General features: G+C 58.0%; 13 protein-coding genes and 1 pseudogene. 6 read left to right on the top strand and 8 right to left on the bottom strand.

Annotated elements, in window-relative coordinates; genetic code table 11:
* Positions 1-93: 93 nt before the first annotated feature.
* From NKI67_RS23790 to NKI67_RS23780, 3 genes are all read right to left on the bottom strand, one after another.
* Positions 94-819 carry a sensor histidine kinase gene (locus NKI67_RS23790; RefSeq protein ID WP_352647131.1) on the bottom strand — a complete coding sequence of 242 codons (726 nt, stop codon included), beginning with the start codon at positions 817-819 and terminating at the stop codon, positions 94-96.
* Between the two features lie 106 nt (positions 820-925).
* Positions 926-1,462, bottom strand: a complete 537-nt coding sequence (locus tag NKI67_RS23785) for a HupE/UreJ family protein (RefSeq protein ID WP_352647129.1) — start codon at positions 1,460-1,462, stop codon at positions 926-928.
* A 256-nt stretch (positions 1,463-1,718) separates the two neighbouring features.
* Positions 1,719-2,564: a DUF4331 family protein gene (locus tag NKI67_RS23780; RefSeq protein WP_352647126.1), complete on the bottom strand. Its 846-nt coding sequence runs from the start codon at positions 2,562-2,564 to the stop codon at positions 1,719-1,721.
* 306 nt (positions 2,565-2,870) lie between these two features.
* On the opposite strand from NKI67_RS23780, the gene NKI67_RS23775 reads away from it, so the two are divergent.
* Positions 2,871-4,634 (top strand): MOSC domain-containing protein, encoded by a 1,764-nt coding sequence (locus NKI67_RS23775; RefSeq protein ID WP_352647124.1) that lies wholly within the window; start codon positions 2,871-2,873, stop codon positions 4,632-4,634.
* Positions 4,635-4,692: 58 nt separating this feature from the next.
* Here NKI67_RS23775 and NKI67_RS23770 read toward each other — a convergent pair whose 3' ends face one another.
* The 4 genes and pseudogenes from NKI67_RS23770 to NKI67_RS23755 all read right to left on the bottom strand — a co-directional run.
* Positions 4,693-5,745: an alpha/beta fold hydrolase gene (locus tag NKI67_RS23770; RefSeq protein ID WP_352647238.1), complete on the bottom strand. Its 1,053-nt coding sequence runs from the start codon at positions 5,743-5,745 to the stop codon at positions 4,693-4,695.
* Between the two features lie 139 nt (positions 5,746-5,884).
* Positions 5,885-7,177: an epoxide hydrolase family protein gene (locus tag NKI67_RS23765; protein ID WP_352647121.1), complete on the bottom strand. Its 1,293-nt coding sequence runs from the start codon at positions 7,175-7,177 to the stop codon at positions 5,885-5,887.
* Between the two features lie 228 nt (positions 7,178-7,405).
* Positions 7,406-8,062, bottom strand: a complete 657-nt coding sequence (locus tag NKI67_RS23760) for a VOC family protein (protein ID WP_352647119.1) — start codon at positions 8,060-8,062, stop codon at positions 7,406-7,408.
* A 491-nt stretch (positions 8,063-8,553) separates the two neighbouring features.
* Positions 8,554-8,860, bottom strand: a pseudogene (locus NKI67_RS23755) (redoxin domain-containing protein); the annotation flags it as partial.
* Between the two features lie 254 nt (positions 8,861-9,114).
* On the opposite strand from NKI67_RS23755, the gene NKI67_RS23750 reads away from it, so the two are divergent.
* Both NKI67_RS23750 and NKI67_RS23745 read left to right on the top strand, forming a co-directional pair.
* On the top strand, positions 9,115-9,408 hold the full coding sequence (locus NKI67_RS23750) for a hypothetical protein (protein WP_352647117.1): 294 nt from the start codon (positions 9,115-9,117) through the stop codon (positions 9,406-9,408).
* 509 nt (positions 9,409-9,917) lie between these two features.
* Positions 9,918-10,070: a hypothetical protein gene (locus NKI67_RS23745; RefSeq protein ID WP_352647115.1), complete on the top strand. Its 153-nt coding sequence runs from the start codon at positions 9,918-9,920 to the stop codon at positions 10,068-10,070.
* Positions 10,071-10,232: 162 nt separating this feature from the next.
* Here NKI67_RS23745 and NKI67_RS23740 read toward each other — a convergent pair whose 3' ends face one another.
* The gene (locus tag NKI67_RS23740; protein WP_352647112.1) at positions 10,233-10,604 is read right to left on the bottom strand and encodes a hypothetical protein; all 372 of its coding nucleotides are present in this window, start codon (positions 10,602-10,604) and stop codon (positions 10,233-10,235) included.
* 298 nt (positions 10,605-10,902) lie between these two features.
* Here NKI67_RS23740 and NKI67_RS23735 point away from each other — a divergent pair, with 298 nt between their 5' ends.
* The 3 genes from NKI67_RS23735 (at position 10,903) to NKI67_RS23725 (ending at position 15,000) form a co-directional block, all read left to right on the top strand.
* Entirely contained in the window at positions 10,903-11,976 is a 1,074-nt protein-coding gene (locus NKI67_RS23735) for an MBL fold metallo-hydrolase (protein ID WP_352647110.1), read from the top strand.
* Positions 11,977-12,154: 178 nt separating this feature from the next.
* Positions 12,155-13,378, top strand: coding sequence for an HlyD family secretion protein (locus NKI67_RS23730; protein ID WP_352647236.1), 1,224 nt, complete (start codon positions 12,155-12,157; stop codon positions 13,376-13,378).
* On the top strand, positions 13,375-15,000 hold the full coding sequence (locus NKI67_RS23725) for an MFS transporter (RefSeq protein WP_352647108.1): 1,626 nt from the start codon (positions 13,375-13,377) through the stop codon (positions 14,998-15,000). The genes NKI67_RS23730 and NKI67_RS23725 overlap by 4 nt, the downstream gene beginning before the upstream one ends.
* Positions 15,001-15,245 lie beyond the last annotated feature (245 nt).

Raw genomic sequence — 15,245 nt, 5'->3', positions numbered from 1 at the left:
GCACCTCACATCCTAGCGTCGAAGCCATCGAGCTTTGCCAACAAACGACCAACTGAATGGGCGACCGGTCACACGCCTTCTACCTTCACGCCCCTAATGCATCGCGGGCAATTTCAACGTCACTGTCGTGCCTGACCCAAGCGTACTCTTAAGATCGATACTCCCTCCGGAATCTTGGACGAAACGTTTCACCATCGGCAATCCAACGCCACCGAGGCCTTCGCCTTTCGTCGTGAAGAAGAGATCAAATGCCCGCATCATGGTGTCGCTGGTCATTCCAATACCGCGGTCTTCAACACGAATGTCCACCTGGCTGGAGTTCTCCGATTCTGAGGCGCTAACTGAAATCAAACCACCGTCAGGCATTGCATCGCGCGCGTTGAACAGAAGGTTGAGGACCGCATTTTGCAATCCAACCCGATCGCACCGTACCAAAGGTAGGTCGGAGGCGACCCAAATCTCGAGATGGACGTTTGCGTCCCAAGCGCTGCGAATAACGGAATGTAGGTCCGCCAAGCAAACCCCCACGTTCGCATACGCAATTTCCCCTTGGATTTCTCCGGCTGTCCTGATGGTCTGCCTAACAAGGCAACCCGCTCGTTCCAAAGCGGTTTTGGCGCCACCAATTACAAACCCCACGCCCGGAGTCGTTGCGATATTCGGGTCGCGGCCCAGGTGATTCAACGCGGATAGGGCGACCTGAATGAGATTCCCTAGGTCATGGACGATACCGGCTCTCGACATCTGCGAGGCTAAACGTCCCTGAACAACATCTCCCCGCACGGTAAACACATTTTGATCTGCGTCTGGATCTGACATTCCATTCCTCCGCACGCTCAGTCGCCACGGCTTGCCTTCTGAAGGCCTGCCTGCAACATCACCAAGAACAATCCAACCGAATGGCGAAAACACCGCGGGTCCGGACTCAAAGAACGCCCGTGCACAATCCGAGGCCGACGGCCATACAAGTCGCGCCAACAAGACGATTGACCGGACCCGGCGCCAAGCGTTGCAAAGTAAGTGCCAAACCGATGCCGACGGCATGCAACGTGGCGGTGGCGAGCGCAAAACCCGCGACGTACTCCAGCCCGTTCACCGTATGGGCGACCTCGGCTCCATGAGCATGTCCATGCAGTAGCCCAAAAAGGCCGATGATCGCGGCGCCAACCCATAAAGGCGGGTTCACCGCCAACCCCACCATGAGCCCCAGCACGACGACTGAGGCCAGAATGCCGGGTTCGACAAAGGGCAAAGCGATCTGTACCAGGCCGAGCACGCCGCCGATCAGCATAACTGCGACAAAAGTCAGCGGCCACGCCCAGAGCGCGCGGTTACCCTTGACGGCGGCCCACACGCCAACTGCCACCATAGCGGCAATATGATCGAGGCCACCTAGCGGATGAGCGACGCCGGCCGCGAAGGAAGCGGCCGAACCGATACCCGAATGCGCCGAGGCCGGCATCACAAAGGCTGCGGTTAGAGCTATGCAGGTTCGGATCAATCGCATCGTACTCTCCTTTTAAGACAAATAGTCCCGTGTCTGCCCGCAAAAGGAGCAGGTCTGCGCCGATGTGAGATGGGATGCGATCAACCGTAGGCGCCATGCGGCGGCCCTAGGTAGGGGAACTCGGCAAGCAGATCGCTATGCGCCCCAACTCCGTCCCCCGCCAACTTGCCGTTCGTAAGGACGGCCATGAAAGCGTCCGCCGTATCGTCCGTCAGTGTCCTGCCATTTTCCGGAAAGGACGCAGGCCGGCTCGAGTCATAGGGCATGATATCCGGCAACAATGTCCTTGCCACACGCTCGGCTTCATCCGGTAGATATCCACCAGTGTGCTCAAGCGCGTGTGCGAACAGACAAACCGGGCGTCATCTGCAGGTTCGCCGGCGAGATAAGCCTCTTGCTGCTCACCGGGCAGGAATACTGCCTGCTGGGGGCGCGCACCCCGTTCGACTTGCACCCAACCCTCACTTTGCTTGTCCAGCGTGCGTGCCCACAGACCAACCGGTTTGGTCCCCAACGCGGAGTTGGGCACTTCCAGAACGATGCTGCAGACGTTTTTGTCACAGAAGAAATCAGCACCAGTGAAATGCAGATCATTTATGGCACCCAAGGTATCAAAGAAAAATGCTTCGCTTCGCCAACCCGCGAAAAAACGATAGTCGCCGGCCTCGGCCACTTGCGCATCCCTGCCCGTCGACACCGGAGCCTCCAGAAAGACAACCTCTCCACCGTCGTCTGTCCCAGCGGCTAGTATGCCCTCAACCCGCCGTACCGTGGCAGTCTGCATCGCTCCTGGTAAAGCTGAAACGCGGACTCGATACGCGATATCGGCGACCGCATCGCCATTGGTGTCAATTTTGATCTCATAAAGGCCGTCAGGCGAGAACGGTTCGTTAGTGGTAGGCTCCGGATGGATTACCGTAGAGGACGGATGCACATTCATGATCAGGATCGACTTCCCCGCGTCCCCCGGTTTCGGAAAGGCATACAGATCGGTGAGATCCAGCCGCGCGTCTGCCTGCGGGAAGCCGAAGTTGGGACCTGAATAATGATGTGACATCGTCATAGGCTCCTCTGCATCAAATTCGCGACACAAGGTCCAAAATCAGCATGACACGCGTCAGAACAGCCTTCACCAAAAAGCAAGAGCCCACACGCATATCTATCAAATAGACCTCAGTTCGCAAGTATTGCCAGCAGGCAGAAAAAGAATATATGGCACGATGGTATTATCGATACTTTGGTGTCACTCGTCTCGATGGCCCCTGCAATGCTATTCTCTGCTGGTGGGTCGGAATGTCAGAATCCCTGGTTGAGGGGTCGCTGCGTGAACTCGCTGGCATTGGCTGGCTGAAAGGACCGAGTGATGGCTCGTTTGCTGTCCGTCAATGTGGGCTTGCCGCGTGGCATTCCATGGCGAGGAAAGACCGTCGACACCGCGGTTTGGAAAACGCCAGTTCAAGGCCCACGTCAGGTACGCCGGCTCAACGTCGATGGCGATGGGCAAGGAGACGTGGCGGGGCACGGCGGCGAACAACGGGCGGTATTGGTGTATCAATGGGAATCCTATCGCTTTTGGCAAAGCGAGCTGGGCCGCAATGACTTCACCTACGGGCAGTTTGGCGAGAATTTCACGGTCGATGGCCTGCCGGATCAGGACGTATGCATAGGTGATCGCTACCGGATCGGGAGCGCCTTGTTCGAAGTGACCCAACCCCGCGTCACCTGCTACCGAGTCGGTATTCGCATGAACGAGCCGCGCATGGCCGCGCTGCTGGTTGCACGGGGCAGACCCGGCTTCTATCTGCGCGTGCTGGAAGAAGGTCAAGTCGAGGCTGGAGATGAGATCGTCCAGGTGGGGATAGGCCCTGAGCGCATGACAGTGTCAGAGGTCAATGCGCTGCTATACTTGCCCCGTCACCCTCGCCGCCAGCTTGAACGGGCGCTGCGCATCCCGGCGCTGAGCACTGGCTGGCAAGGATCCTTCCAGGCTCTACTCTTACAAAACAAAAGTGGCGGTGCGACGACCGGAAATGCCGGGCTTGATCCAGCGTCCGGACCGCCTACTGCGTGGGCAGGATTTCGCCCGCTGCGCGTGATGCACAAGATCCGCGAGAGCAGCAGTGTGATGTCGCTGGTGCTGGAAACCGTTGATGACTCTCGCCTCACTGCAGCTCTTCCAGGCCAGTTTGTCGTGCTGCGCCTACAGATGGCGACCGATGCGCCGGCACTGATGCGCAGTTATTCTTTGTCGAGTAAACCTGGTGAGCAATACTACCGAATAAGTGTTAAGCGGGAACTGCATGGTCTGGCGAGTGCCTACATCGACGACAAGGTCGAGATCGGCGACGTGCTGGACGTTAGCGCCCCACGTGGCAGCTTCACGCTTCGGTCCAACGATGGACCAATCGTGCTTCTAAGTGCTGGGGTGGGTGCGACTCCCATCATCGCGATGCTTCATGCATTGGCGGCCGAGAACTCGACCCGGGAAGTGTGGTGGCTCCACGGAGCCCGGTGTGGCCACGAGCACCCTTTTGCCCAAGAGGTCCGAGACTTGCTCAAGGCCCTGCCTCACAGTCACAGCCATGTAAGCTTCAGCTCGCCCGATCGCGAGGATAGGCAAGGTGTCGATTTCGATGCCGCCGGACATTTGGACATCGAGGTGCTCCGAGAACTGGACGTGCCTCGCCATGCCAACTTCTATATCTGCGGGCCGTCGGCCTTTATGGGCGACCTGAGCGCAGGCCTTGCAGCCTGGGGTGTCACCGCGGACCAAATCCACATGGAGCTGTTCGGCCCAAGTCCCGCGATTACCCCGGGCATTGCTACCTCTCCAAGCCGGCCGCCGCATTTACCTGACGAACCTTCCAGTGCGGGACCTCTCGTTTCGTTCGCGCGGAGTGGCTTGAGCGTCCATTGGGGTTCGAGTTTTCAGAGCCTGCTTGAACTTGCTGAAGCGTGCGACGTCCCCACCCGATGGTCGTGCCGCACGGGTGTCTGTCACACTTGCGAGACCGGGCTTGTGACTGGAACGGTCGAGTACCAGCCCGATCCAATCGATCCACCCGCGGCCGGCAACACGTTGATCTGCTGCTCCCGGCCAACGGGTGATGTCGTCCTTGATCTCTGAAGTCGCAAGATATGACGTCATTGCGGCGCATGTGGCAGTCGATTTCAGAGCCGGGCAGTTACGTGGCCGCACCGACTTCGATCACTGCGTCGGCAAATGCCTGCGGCGCTTCCTGAGGGAGATTGTGCCCTATGCCGCCGGTGATCAAACGATGGGAGTATCTCCCTGAGAACATCTTCGCATAAACGCTGGCTTCCAGATGGGGAGCACCATTGGCGTCACCCTCCAGAGTGATCGTGGGGACGGCGATGACCGGCGCCTGCGCAAGCCGCTTCTCCAGGTCCTCATAATGAGGCTCGCCTTCGGCCAGACCGAGACGCCAGCGGTAATTGTGGATGACGATCGCCACATGATCAGAATTGTCAAACGCGGCCGCGCTGCGCTCGAAAGTAGCATCGTCGAAGTTCCAGCGTGGCGAAGCGAGACGCCATATTAGCTTCGCGAAATCGCGAGTATATTTCTCATAACCGGCGCGACCACGATCCGTCGCAAAGTAGTACTGGTACCACCACTGCAATTCCGCGCTCGGCGGCAATGGCTGCCTGCCTGCCTGCTGATTGCCGATTAGATAGCCGCTCACCGAAACCATAGCGTTGCAGCGCTCTGGCCACAGTGCAGCGACTATGTTGGCCGTTCGCGCGCCCCAATCGCACCCAGCGATAGTGGCCCGTTCGATTCTCAGGGCATCCATCAGGGCAATAACGTCCACGGCGACCGCCGACTGCTGGCCGTTGCGCATGGTCTCGTCGGAAAGAAACCGAGTTGTGCCGTAGCCGCGTAGATATGGCACGATCACTCGATAGCCCTTTGAAGCCAACAGGGGCGCTGCGTCAGCGTATGTGTGTATGTCGTACGGCCAGCCATGGAGTAGTACGACGGCCGGGCCGGCGGCAGGGCCCGTCTCGGTGTATCCGATGCTGAGCAATCCGGCATCAATCTGCTTCAACGAACCGAACGACATTTGAGCCGCTTTCGTGACGAGGTTTTTGCCCGGATTGTTCACAGACGAACCCGCCAGTGCAGGCTTGCCTGTCCCCAGTTCGAAGGCAGTCATAGCCGCAAAGGCCGTGCCGAGTAAGCGGCGGCGATTGTGGTCAATTTGTTGTGGCATGCCGTCCATTTTCAAGCCTCCTCAGGGAAATGATTGTCCGTTCTTGCCCCACGTGCAACTCAAATGCGCGGCCGGGTGGGGGGGCGACCCGGCCGCGCTACTGGGCAAAGGCGATGCGGGGAGAATCGCCTCTTTCGCCTCAGATTGTTCGGCGTAGCGGTCTGAACGCCTCCCTGAGCTCAGTAGAGAAGACGTAAGGCTGCTCCCACGCCGCGAAATGGCCGCCTCTATCCACTTCCTTCCAATAAATGAGGTTACCGAAGCTTCTATCGCACCAACTCCGCGGTGCGCGGTAGATCTCGGCCGGATACACGGTGACCGCCACAGGGACTTTCGGGATGTCAAACGCATCAAACGGACCACCGCCTGCTTGCGCGCCTTCCCAATACGACCGCGATGACGAAGCTCCCGAGTTGGTAAACCAGTAGAAAGAGATGGCATCAAGCATCTCGTTGTAGGTGAAGATCCGTTCTGGCTCCCCGTCGCTATCGGTCCACTCCGCGAATTTGTCGTAGAAATACGCTGCCATTGCGACCGGAGAATCGGAGAGGGCATAGCCGATGGTTTGCGGGCTCTGATTCATCATCGCCGCGTAACCGAAACCGTCGCGGTAGAAATGCAGCAGCCGATCATAGGCGCTCTTCTCCCGATCCGATAATTCCACCGGCGCCGGGTCGAGATTACGGAGATGCCGAACAATGCTCGGCGGTACACTCCCAGGCATATTAACATGAATGCCGAGAAGACCTTTCGGAGCCTGAACGGCCAAGAACTGCGAAACGATCGCGCCCCAGCCGCCTCCCTGCGAGACGTACTCGTTGTAATCCAGCCTGATCATTAGCTCATGAAACGCGCCAGCTATCCGCGCCGGACCCCAACCGGTCGCAGTCGGCTTACCCGAGAAACCGTAGCCCGGCATCGTCGGAACGACGAGGTGAAATGCATCTTCTACCCGCCCCCCATGCGCAGTGGGATTGGTCAGCGGGCCTATGACTTTCAAAAGTTCCACAATCGAGCCAGGCCAACCATGCGTCATAAGCAATGGCATCGCCCTCTCGTGTGGTGAGCGAATGTGCGCGAATTGAATATCCAATCCGCCAACACTGGTAATGAACTGCGGCAATTTATTCAGTTTCGTCTCAACCTTGCGCCAGTCATAACGGCTGCCCCAATACTCGACCAGCGTTTGCAGCTTTGCGAGTTGGACGCCCTGGGAGCGATCATTGACGGTCTCCCGTTCCGGCCATCTTACAGCTTTGATACGCCGACGAAGATCTGCAAGCGCCCATGTCGGGACGTGAATACTGAACGGGCGGATGGATTCTTCTCCGGCCGCTGCATGCAAAGCTCTAGGCACCAGGTTGGCAGTTCCAACTGCGGCGGCCGCAACAATGACATCGCGTCGAGTTGGTGATAGCGATATCGCCGACATTGTTTCTTCCTCGCTCAACCCAATCTATTCAAATATAAGTTTGAAGATCCACCTCCAAACTGCATAAATCTATTGCACGATGGTATTGGCAATACTTTCTGGTTGGTGAGGAGCAAGCAAGCGAGGATCATCGATCGTTGCCGGTCTCGGACTGTCAAGGTCTCGCGCGGTATGGGGGTCAACACCTCTCCCGCATCCCTCGCGCGACGTGACCAACTACGCCGCTGCTCACGTCGGCAGCGGCTGCCCGGTCTGTTCCGCTACCATGTACCCGGCGTACCAATCGGGCCAGTTCTCATCCCGTTCTCCGCCCGTCCGCTTCTCATGCTCGCCATGGGCCGCTGCCGCACGCCGGAGCGCGGCCTCGAGCTCGACCGACGTGGCGAACGTCGTGGCCGCGTCTACTCGTCCAGGCAGTCGCGTGGTGATTTCCTGTAGCAGCCACGCGTTGCCATCGGGATCCTTGAACGAGGTAAAGGAGTTGTAGCTGCGCCGCTCCGGATCCCTGCCTTTGATCGCTGGCTGTCCCGGCCCTGTACGGTATGACACTTCGGTCGCGTCGACCCCGTAAGCCACGAGTTCGGCGAACGCTGCTTCAATATCGGATACGACGAGATAGAGTCCCTGTACCGAGCCGGGCACCGCTGACGTGATACCGGTCCCGAAGTGGATCGAACTCGCTGACCCCTGAGGCGTGAACTGGACGACCCGAAATGTGTCACCGACGGCGAAGTCGGCATCGAGCCTCCAACCTAGGCCGCCATAGAAGCGCTTGGCTCGCTCGACATCAGAAACGGGAATGACGACGACCTCGAGCTTCATGTCGATTGCCGGCGTTTCCTGGCGATTGGTTGCGTCTTTGGCGCTCACTACATCATCGCTCATATCAAGCTCCTTCGGTTCGACGGCAAGACCTACCCAACTGCGAACACGAGAGCAGAGCCACGCGGCCCCATCAATTGCTCGATGGTATTGGTCAACGCCGTTCCACTGTTCCCCGTGACTGGATTGAGCCGCCGCCTCACCGCAGGGCACGCGAGTTCGGGTAGAATCCTCGTGGGTCCACGCCTCGAGCGTCCCGGGAAGGGCACCAACGATCCCAGCACTCGCCATCGCGGCAATGAACTCGCGCTCCGCGGGCAATAGCGATCTTGTTGGCACGCCTGCGCCCTCATTCGTTATCAATAGAAACGCTAGGTCTATCGTTTGGGCAAGGTTATTCCATTGCACGTTGGTATCGTCGAACCCTCGCGGAAGCCAAGACCTCCCTCCCCCGATTGCCCTTCCGCATCGCTGCCGGAGTTATGACCACGCAGTCATGAGTCCGCGCGTTGTCTCGTCATCTATCCGAAAGTAAAGGCGTAGGCCCGCACACCAGCGTCGAAGAACTCAACATAGAATGCAGGCCGTGCTCGATTGCCGAACGCTCGCCATATTCCGTAGTCGTTGTCGAGAGCAACCGGGTAGCCGACCGCAAGCAATTCCGATTGCTTGCGCACGTCGACGAAGTTTTTCTCGTAGGCGAATTCGGGCGTATGTACTCCGATGACGAAAGTCCACGATCCCGGTATTTGTCGGCCCAAGCACGGAGATACGGGAGTGCTCTCAAGCTGTTATGCAAGAGTACGTCCAGAAATTCACGAGAACAACCTTGCCCTGTAGATCTTCAGGACGAAGCGGCCGAAGCAATTGGAGAACTGAGCAAGAACGGCCGATCGCACCGAATCCCTTCCGCGGCCTCGGCAAGCGCACCTCGGATCAGCATCTCTCAACCGACCTATGCAAAAGTATCGACGACACCATCGCACAATAGATTCACGCCGACCTACGGATAGATAACAATTCGTCCGGGGAGTTTCGGTCAACGAAAGTGAAGATCAGATCGTCATCACGGTCGTCCGGCGGACGATTGTTTCATTAACGAGAAGGAATTCGTCATGAACATCAAAGCTAAATGTCTCGTCGTAGCATTTGCAGTCTCAGTACTCGGCGGAAGCGCGCTCGCCGGCGCGCTCGACGTTATCGATCCCATCAACAAGCAGACGTTTTACACCGGTTCCATTCACAAATTGAATCACACGAATCCCGTCATGAGAACCAGATTCAAGGTGGCTCTCGCAACTCTGCCACAGGCGAAGCGCAGGGCGATGATGAGAGAATGCCAGGACGCGGCAATGACCAAACCTTACGCTGAGTTCTGTGCGGACCTGAATGCTCTTGCCGGCTCATGATCCTCCAAGCCGGGGTGGTGAAGCCCGTCTGAGCCGAAGAGTGGCGGGCGTAGCGCCCGCCACTGTTGTTTCGAAGCCTCCTACGCCAGGAAATCACGCCCTCCGTCTCTTCTCGCCTAGCCGCCGGGTGCGCCCTTGGGAGGCGGCCAGGCGACATCCATCGGCGTCTTCTGGTGAAGCCGCGCAATCCGACATTGACCGCAATTATTCCCACGCCGGCAAGAATTATCGAGTTCGTGTGAACCGATTCGCGGCAACGACGGATATAATTACGCTCAAGCCCCGGAACATAAAACGCGTCGGGGGGCTATTCGGCCGGCAAGTGTTATGAAAATACCAAAATGGCAGTCGCTATTTGTAATTCGGCAACACTAAGGAAGGGGTTGGCCATGAGCTTCAAGTTCGCCTGTTTCTCCGCGACACTTGCTCTTTCAGTCTTTGGCGGAGTGGCTTTTGCCGACGCACTCGATGTGGTCGACAACATTTGACCGTTCTGCACCGATGCCGGCATGAAAACGCTCAAGCCGAGAGCTGAGTTCAAGACAGCGTTCATGTCAATGCCGCACAAGCGCGAGATGATGATGAGAGAACGCCAGGACGCAGCCACGGGCAAGCCTCACGCCGAATTCTACGCGGACGTGAATGCCCTCGCCGGTTCGTGATTCAGTGAGGCAAATATGACGCGCCCGAGCAAAGCGCTCGCCATCATTCGTGGTGCTGCCTGCCGAAGCAACTTGTATCAGCTTGGTGCCGCCGACCAGTTCTGCCACTCCCCAGCGATTCTGCGACGGTCCGCCCCTGAGACTGATCGGGTCGTTTCATTGTCAGAAAATTACATTCGCCGCGGCAATCGCAATCCACAATCCAAATAGCGGCACCAGAATCCATCGCGCTTGCCTCACACTGCTCTCGGTGGCCCATGAAGCCCCACCTCGTACCTTGCTGGTTGGGAGTTCGATGTCACGTCGTGAAAGATTGGCTATGATTGGCTCAAGCCGGGCAAAATTGTCCGAAAGCTGTTCTGCCCGGTATCCATAGGCCCCGAATGTTGCGGTCATACCGAACCGGTCCGCCGACTTTGTGGTATCAGGGACATGAGTTTCCTCCACGTCCGCGCCATGGGCGGTACGCGATCCTGCAAAACTCGTCATGACGAGAATTTGCCTCCCGTCGATTGAAATACCATTGGCATGCAATTGTCCGCTCCTTGTCGATCCCGCTATATTGGATGGGATGCAGATCTACCAGGAATGGCGGGAAATCTATTGTACGATAGTCTCGGCAATACTTTACGCCATTCAAGGCAGCGAGGTCGCCACGTCATGGATCCAACACGGCATCGGCTGGCTTGGCCGCTCGATCCGGAACTAACGGAGGCAAGGTCGGTAGGATATCTCTGATACCATGGTGTCCGCGATACCTAAGGATAATAACTTGCCGCGGAGTTATGAGCAAAGTCTTCCCGCACGTATTAATCAAAGCAGGAGGTTTGCTGTGCTTGTCTATCGTTCCACCCTTTTGACCGTCGCTGCGAAGATCGGTTCTGTTGCAATCGGTGTTGGACTTGGGTTGGCACCCATCGAAGGGGTCCGCGCCGAGACCCTGCCAGGGCAGCCTGGCGCGCCTTATCAGAGTATGCCGTCGCTCGCGCCGATAGGCACGCGCGTTGACCACTACCTTCCGATTCCCAAGGAAGACGTAACTCCAGCCATCGACCCGAAGAAGGGATACCGGACCCAACAGTTAGGCCGTGGTCTCTATATGGTCACCGACAACGGCTATCAGTCGATGTTCCTGGTATACGAAACAGGCGTCGTCGTGGTCGACGCACCTCCGGGATACTCGGCCCATATACGCCGGGCTATCGCGGAGGTGACCGACCGACCGATCACACATGTCGTCTATAGCCATGCGCACGTAGATCACATTGGCGGCGTAGACGACCTCGGCGGTCATCCAATCATCATCGCCCAAGAAGAGACCTTGCATCTGCTCGAACGGGCGAAGGATCCAAGGCGCCCTGTGCCTACGGTCACGTTCAAGGATCACTATACGCTGAAGGTCGGCAGTCAGATTCTTGACCTGAGTTATCCCGGCAGCAGTCCCCATGAGCCAGGGAACATCTTCATCTATGCTCCCGAACAGAAGGTTCTGATGGTGGTCGATGTGATCTTTCCGGGCTGGATGCCTTGGCGTCGCTTCGCGCTTGCCAAGGACATCCCCGGTTACTTCGACCAGGTGGCGTACATCGACACATTGCAGTTTGAAACGCTCGTCGGAGGCCATGTCAATCGCGTGGGCACTCATTCCGATGTGCGGACGCAGCTCGAATTCATGAATGACCTGAAGGCGGCTGCCGCCGCTGCTCTCAAATTAACTCCCCCGGGAGAGGAAATGGAAGCCGAGGACAAGCCGAACCTCTGGGCTGTCTACGATAACTACATCGACCGCGTCGTTGTGAAATGCGTCAATGCCGTCACGCCCAAATGGCAATCTCGGCTGGCCGGGTATGACGTGTTCATCTGGGACCAGTGCTACGCGATGGAGCAAAGCCTTCGCATCGACTGAAGATCAGGCAACCTGAAGCTCAGACGGGGTGGTCGTTATGTGACGATCCCGCTTGGGGTGCTGCGATGTTTGGTCCCAAAAGATTTGCTGTCAGAGTCGACCAGTCCTGTGCGTCGCCGGCAATCCTCTGACATGGCCAGACAATTCGCAAGATCGAACGGGAGATTGGATAGTGGAGATGCTCCGAGCTGAAGCCTTTGAAGGACCCACCCAATCGGCGTTGAGGAGTGATGACGAATTGCAACCGACAGCGTCTCCGGCATTGGGTCTGATATTTTCGCCACAATCAACGGGAGCAGTAATAAGCCGGGCTCGCAAGATCGGTATCCTAATGGTGGCGACCGTGACGATTTCGCTGTCGGCAGCCTGGGGGTGGCAATGGTATTTTCACGGTCGTTTTGAAGAAACGACCGACAACGCTTATGTCCGTGGTGACATAACGAGCATCGCGCCCAAGCTCTCCGGCTATGTGGTCGAAGTCGCAGTCGGCGACAACGCCGGCGTCAGCAAGGGAAGCTTGCTGTTTCGCATCGACGACAGTGACTACCGGGCGAAACTCGACCAAACGATTGCCACTCTGTCCACGCGACAGGCCGAGATCGCAAACATCGAAGCAACGCAAAAACTGCAAGATGCCTTGATTGAACAGGCAGTGGCGCAGGAGCGCTCGGTCTCGGCGGATTTGCTCCTCGCGAGAGCCAATCTTGACCGCTACACCGCGCTTCGAAAGAGCGGGACGGCCAGCGAACAAAAGCTCCAGGATGCGCAGACCGCGTTCGCAAAAGCCGAGGCTGGGGACAAAGCCGCGGCGGCCAATACTCTGGCGCAAAGGCTGAAGCTTGGCGTGTTCGATGCCCAACTCGCCGGCGCCCAAGCAGCGATGGCCCAGGCCAAGGCGTCTGTCAGCCTGGCGAGGATGGATCTCGCCAATACCGTTATAGAGTCGCCGATCGACGGTGTCATCGGCAACCGGGAAGTTCGCGTCGGTCGGTACGTCACGCCCGGCACCCCGGCGATGGACGTCGTTCCAGTCAAGGATGTATGGGTCGTCGCCAATTTCAAGGAGACCCAGCTCGATCGAGTGGAGGTCGGGCAGCCTGTACAGGTGGTCATCGACGAGTACCCTGATGTTCAGATTGATGGTGTCGTCGATAGCTTCGCCCCGGGCAGTGGGGCTGCCTTCAGCCTGCTGCCACCGGACAATGCGACCGGCAACTTCATCCGCGTCGTCCAGCGCGTTCCAGTCAAGATAAGACTTACGCGCAATCCATTGCCTGGTCGGCTGGTTCCTGGACTCTCAGCCCGCATTGCCGTCCGGGTGGACAAGAAAACGAATCCCGCAACCGCCACTTCCGTCCCACCCGGTGATCTCGCAGAAAATCGAACCGGTATCGCACAATGACCTTTCACGTCGAACCGCTCCCGGTGCTGACCAAGCGGCCCGAGGTGCTCGGCGCCATACTGGTCTTGACCGGAGTTCTACTGACTGCCGTCATGGATTCGATCGCCAGCACGGCGCTCTCTATTGGGCGCCTGGATATGCTGGGCGACATACACGCCACGACGGACGAATTCGCGACTTTCGACATCGCCTTTGTCGCTGCCAAGGTGACCAGCTTTTTGGTCGCGCCTTTGTTTGTCGCAGCGCGAGGGCCAACGCCTTGTTTGCGCGCCGGCGCGGTTGCGCTTCTCTTGGCGTCGGCCGCAATGACATCTTCGGTCGATATCGCCTGGATTGACGCTTGCCGCATCGTTCAAGGTTTCGCCGGCGGGACCGTGCTCGTGGCGGGCCAGACATTGCTGTTCTTTCGCTTCCCGAGCCGTCAGCAACCGATTGTGCAAGCTCTCTTGGCCCTCGGCTCCGTAATGGCCCCAACAACAGTGACACCAGCGCTCCAAGGTTGGCTTGTCGACCACCTGTCGTGGGACTGGATATTCCTGAGCAACGTGCCAGTGGGCATTGTCGCCCTTGTCATGCTCGCGGCGGACCGCGGACGAACGTTCCGCCACGAAATCCGCACCCCCTACATCCAGATCGCGCTGGCTGGAATCGCCGCAGCCTCTTTGACTTACGTGTCGCAGCAAGGCAGCAGGTTCAACTGGTTCGACGACGGGCACATTATCCTTCTCACCGTGACCGGTCTGCTGGCGGTCATCCTCCTGCTGCTGTGGGAGTTCCAATTTGCATCGGATCGTCTGATACTTCCCGCGTCGCCTTTGGGTAATCCCGACTATTGCTTCGCCCTTGTCGTCAGTCTAGTAGCCGGATTTGCCCTGTCCGGCAGCGCTTTTCTCATCCCCGCCTTTGCCTTAAACGTCCTCAACTTCACAGCTACGGATGCTGGGGCTCTTCTTCTGCCGAGTGGGGCAATGTTGGGCTGTGCGCTGCTCGTTGCAGGAATCGGCGTAAAAAAAAGCGGAATAAATCCGCTTGCCCTGGCTCCTGCCGGTGTCGTGTTTTTCGCCTCGGCAATGTGGCTCATGTCGGGTTCGACAAGCGACAGTGGAGCCGTGGATTTGGAGTTTCCGCTGCTGTTGCGCGGCTTTGGACTGGGTTTCCTGTTCGTAGGTTTGACGCTGTTTGCCCTCACGCTGCTTCCTGCCAAAGCGCTGCCCTTCGGCATCGGTCTTTTCGATCTTGGCAAGCAGGTTGGCGGTCTGGCGGGCACGGCTCTCCTGCAAACTTATCTCGACCAACAACTTGCCTATAACAGGACGATACTGGCATCACACCTGGGTGTTGGCGAGGTTGTCCTCGAGGAGCGCCTGAAGGCAGTGGCGGGCCAACTTGAGGCTAGGGGCCTCGACGGTGTTGTTTCTGGCAAAGTCGCGCTATCGGTTTTGCGGCAGGCTGTCGATAGGCAAGCCGTGACCATTTCCTTCAATGAGGCCTTCTTGGCGATTGTGCTGTTGTTCTTGATAGCGGCGCCCTGCTTGATCCTCTGCAAAAGGCTGCTTAGCCTTCTATCAGCAGCCCAGGTAAATATTTCGAGCCAGGCCGCTATCGCTGGCAAACGTCGGTGAACGCTATGCCTCGACGAGGTTTCCTAGAGGCGTGAGATAACCACTTTGCTGGTCGCGACGCGTGCCCGGCTGCGGCTGACCCAGCCAAAAAGAGGAAAGCTAAAATGTCCGGTTTCGTGGTTGGCGTAACGCCGATTGGCGTCCACCTGGCGACAACAAGCGGCCGAATGCCTCGAGGGCAGAGACGTCCGTTCTTGCTGGTCGTGCTCCAATCGAGAACCAGCTCCGTGGACCACAGCACTCAG

Source organism: Mesorhizobium sp. M0408, from assembly GCF_040321495.1.
Classification (GTDB): domain Bacteria; phylum Pseudomonadota; class Alphaproteobacteria; order Rhizobiales; family Rhizobiaceae; genus Mesorhizobium.
The sequence above is the reverse complement of the archived record's forward strand: the minus strand, read 5'-3'. Positions and strand labels throughout refer to the sequence as shown.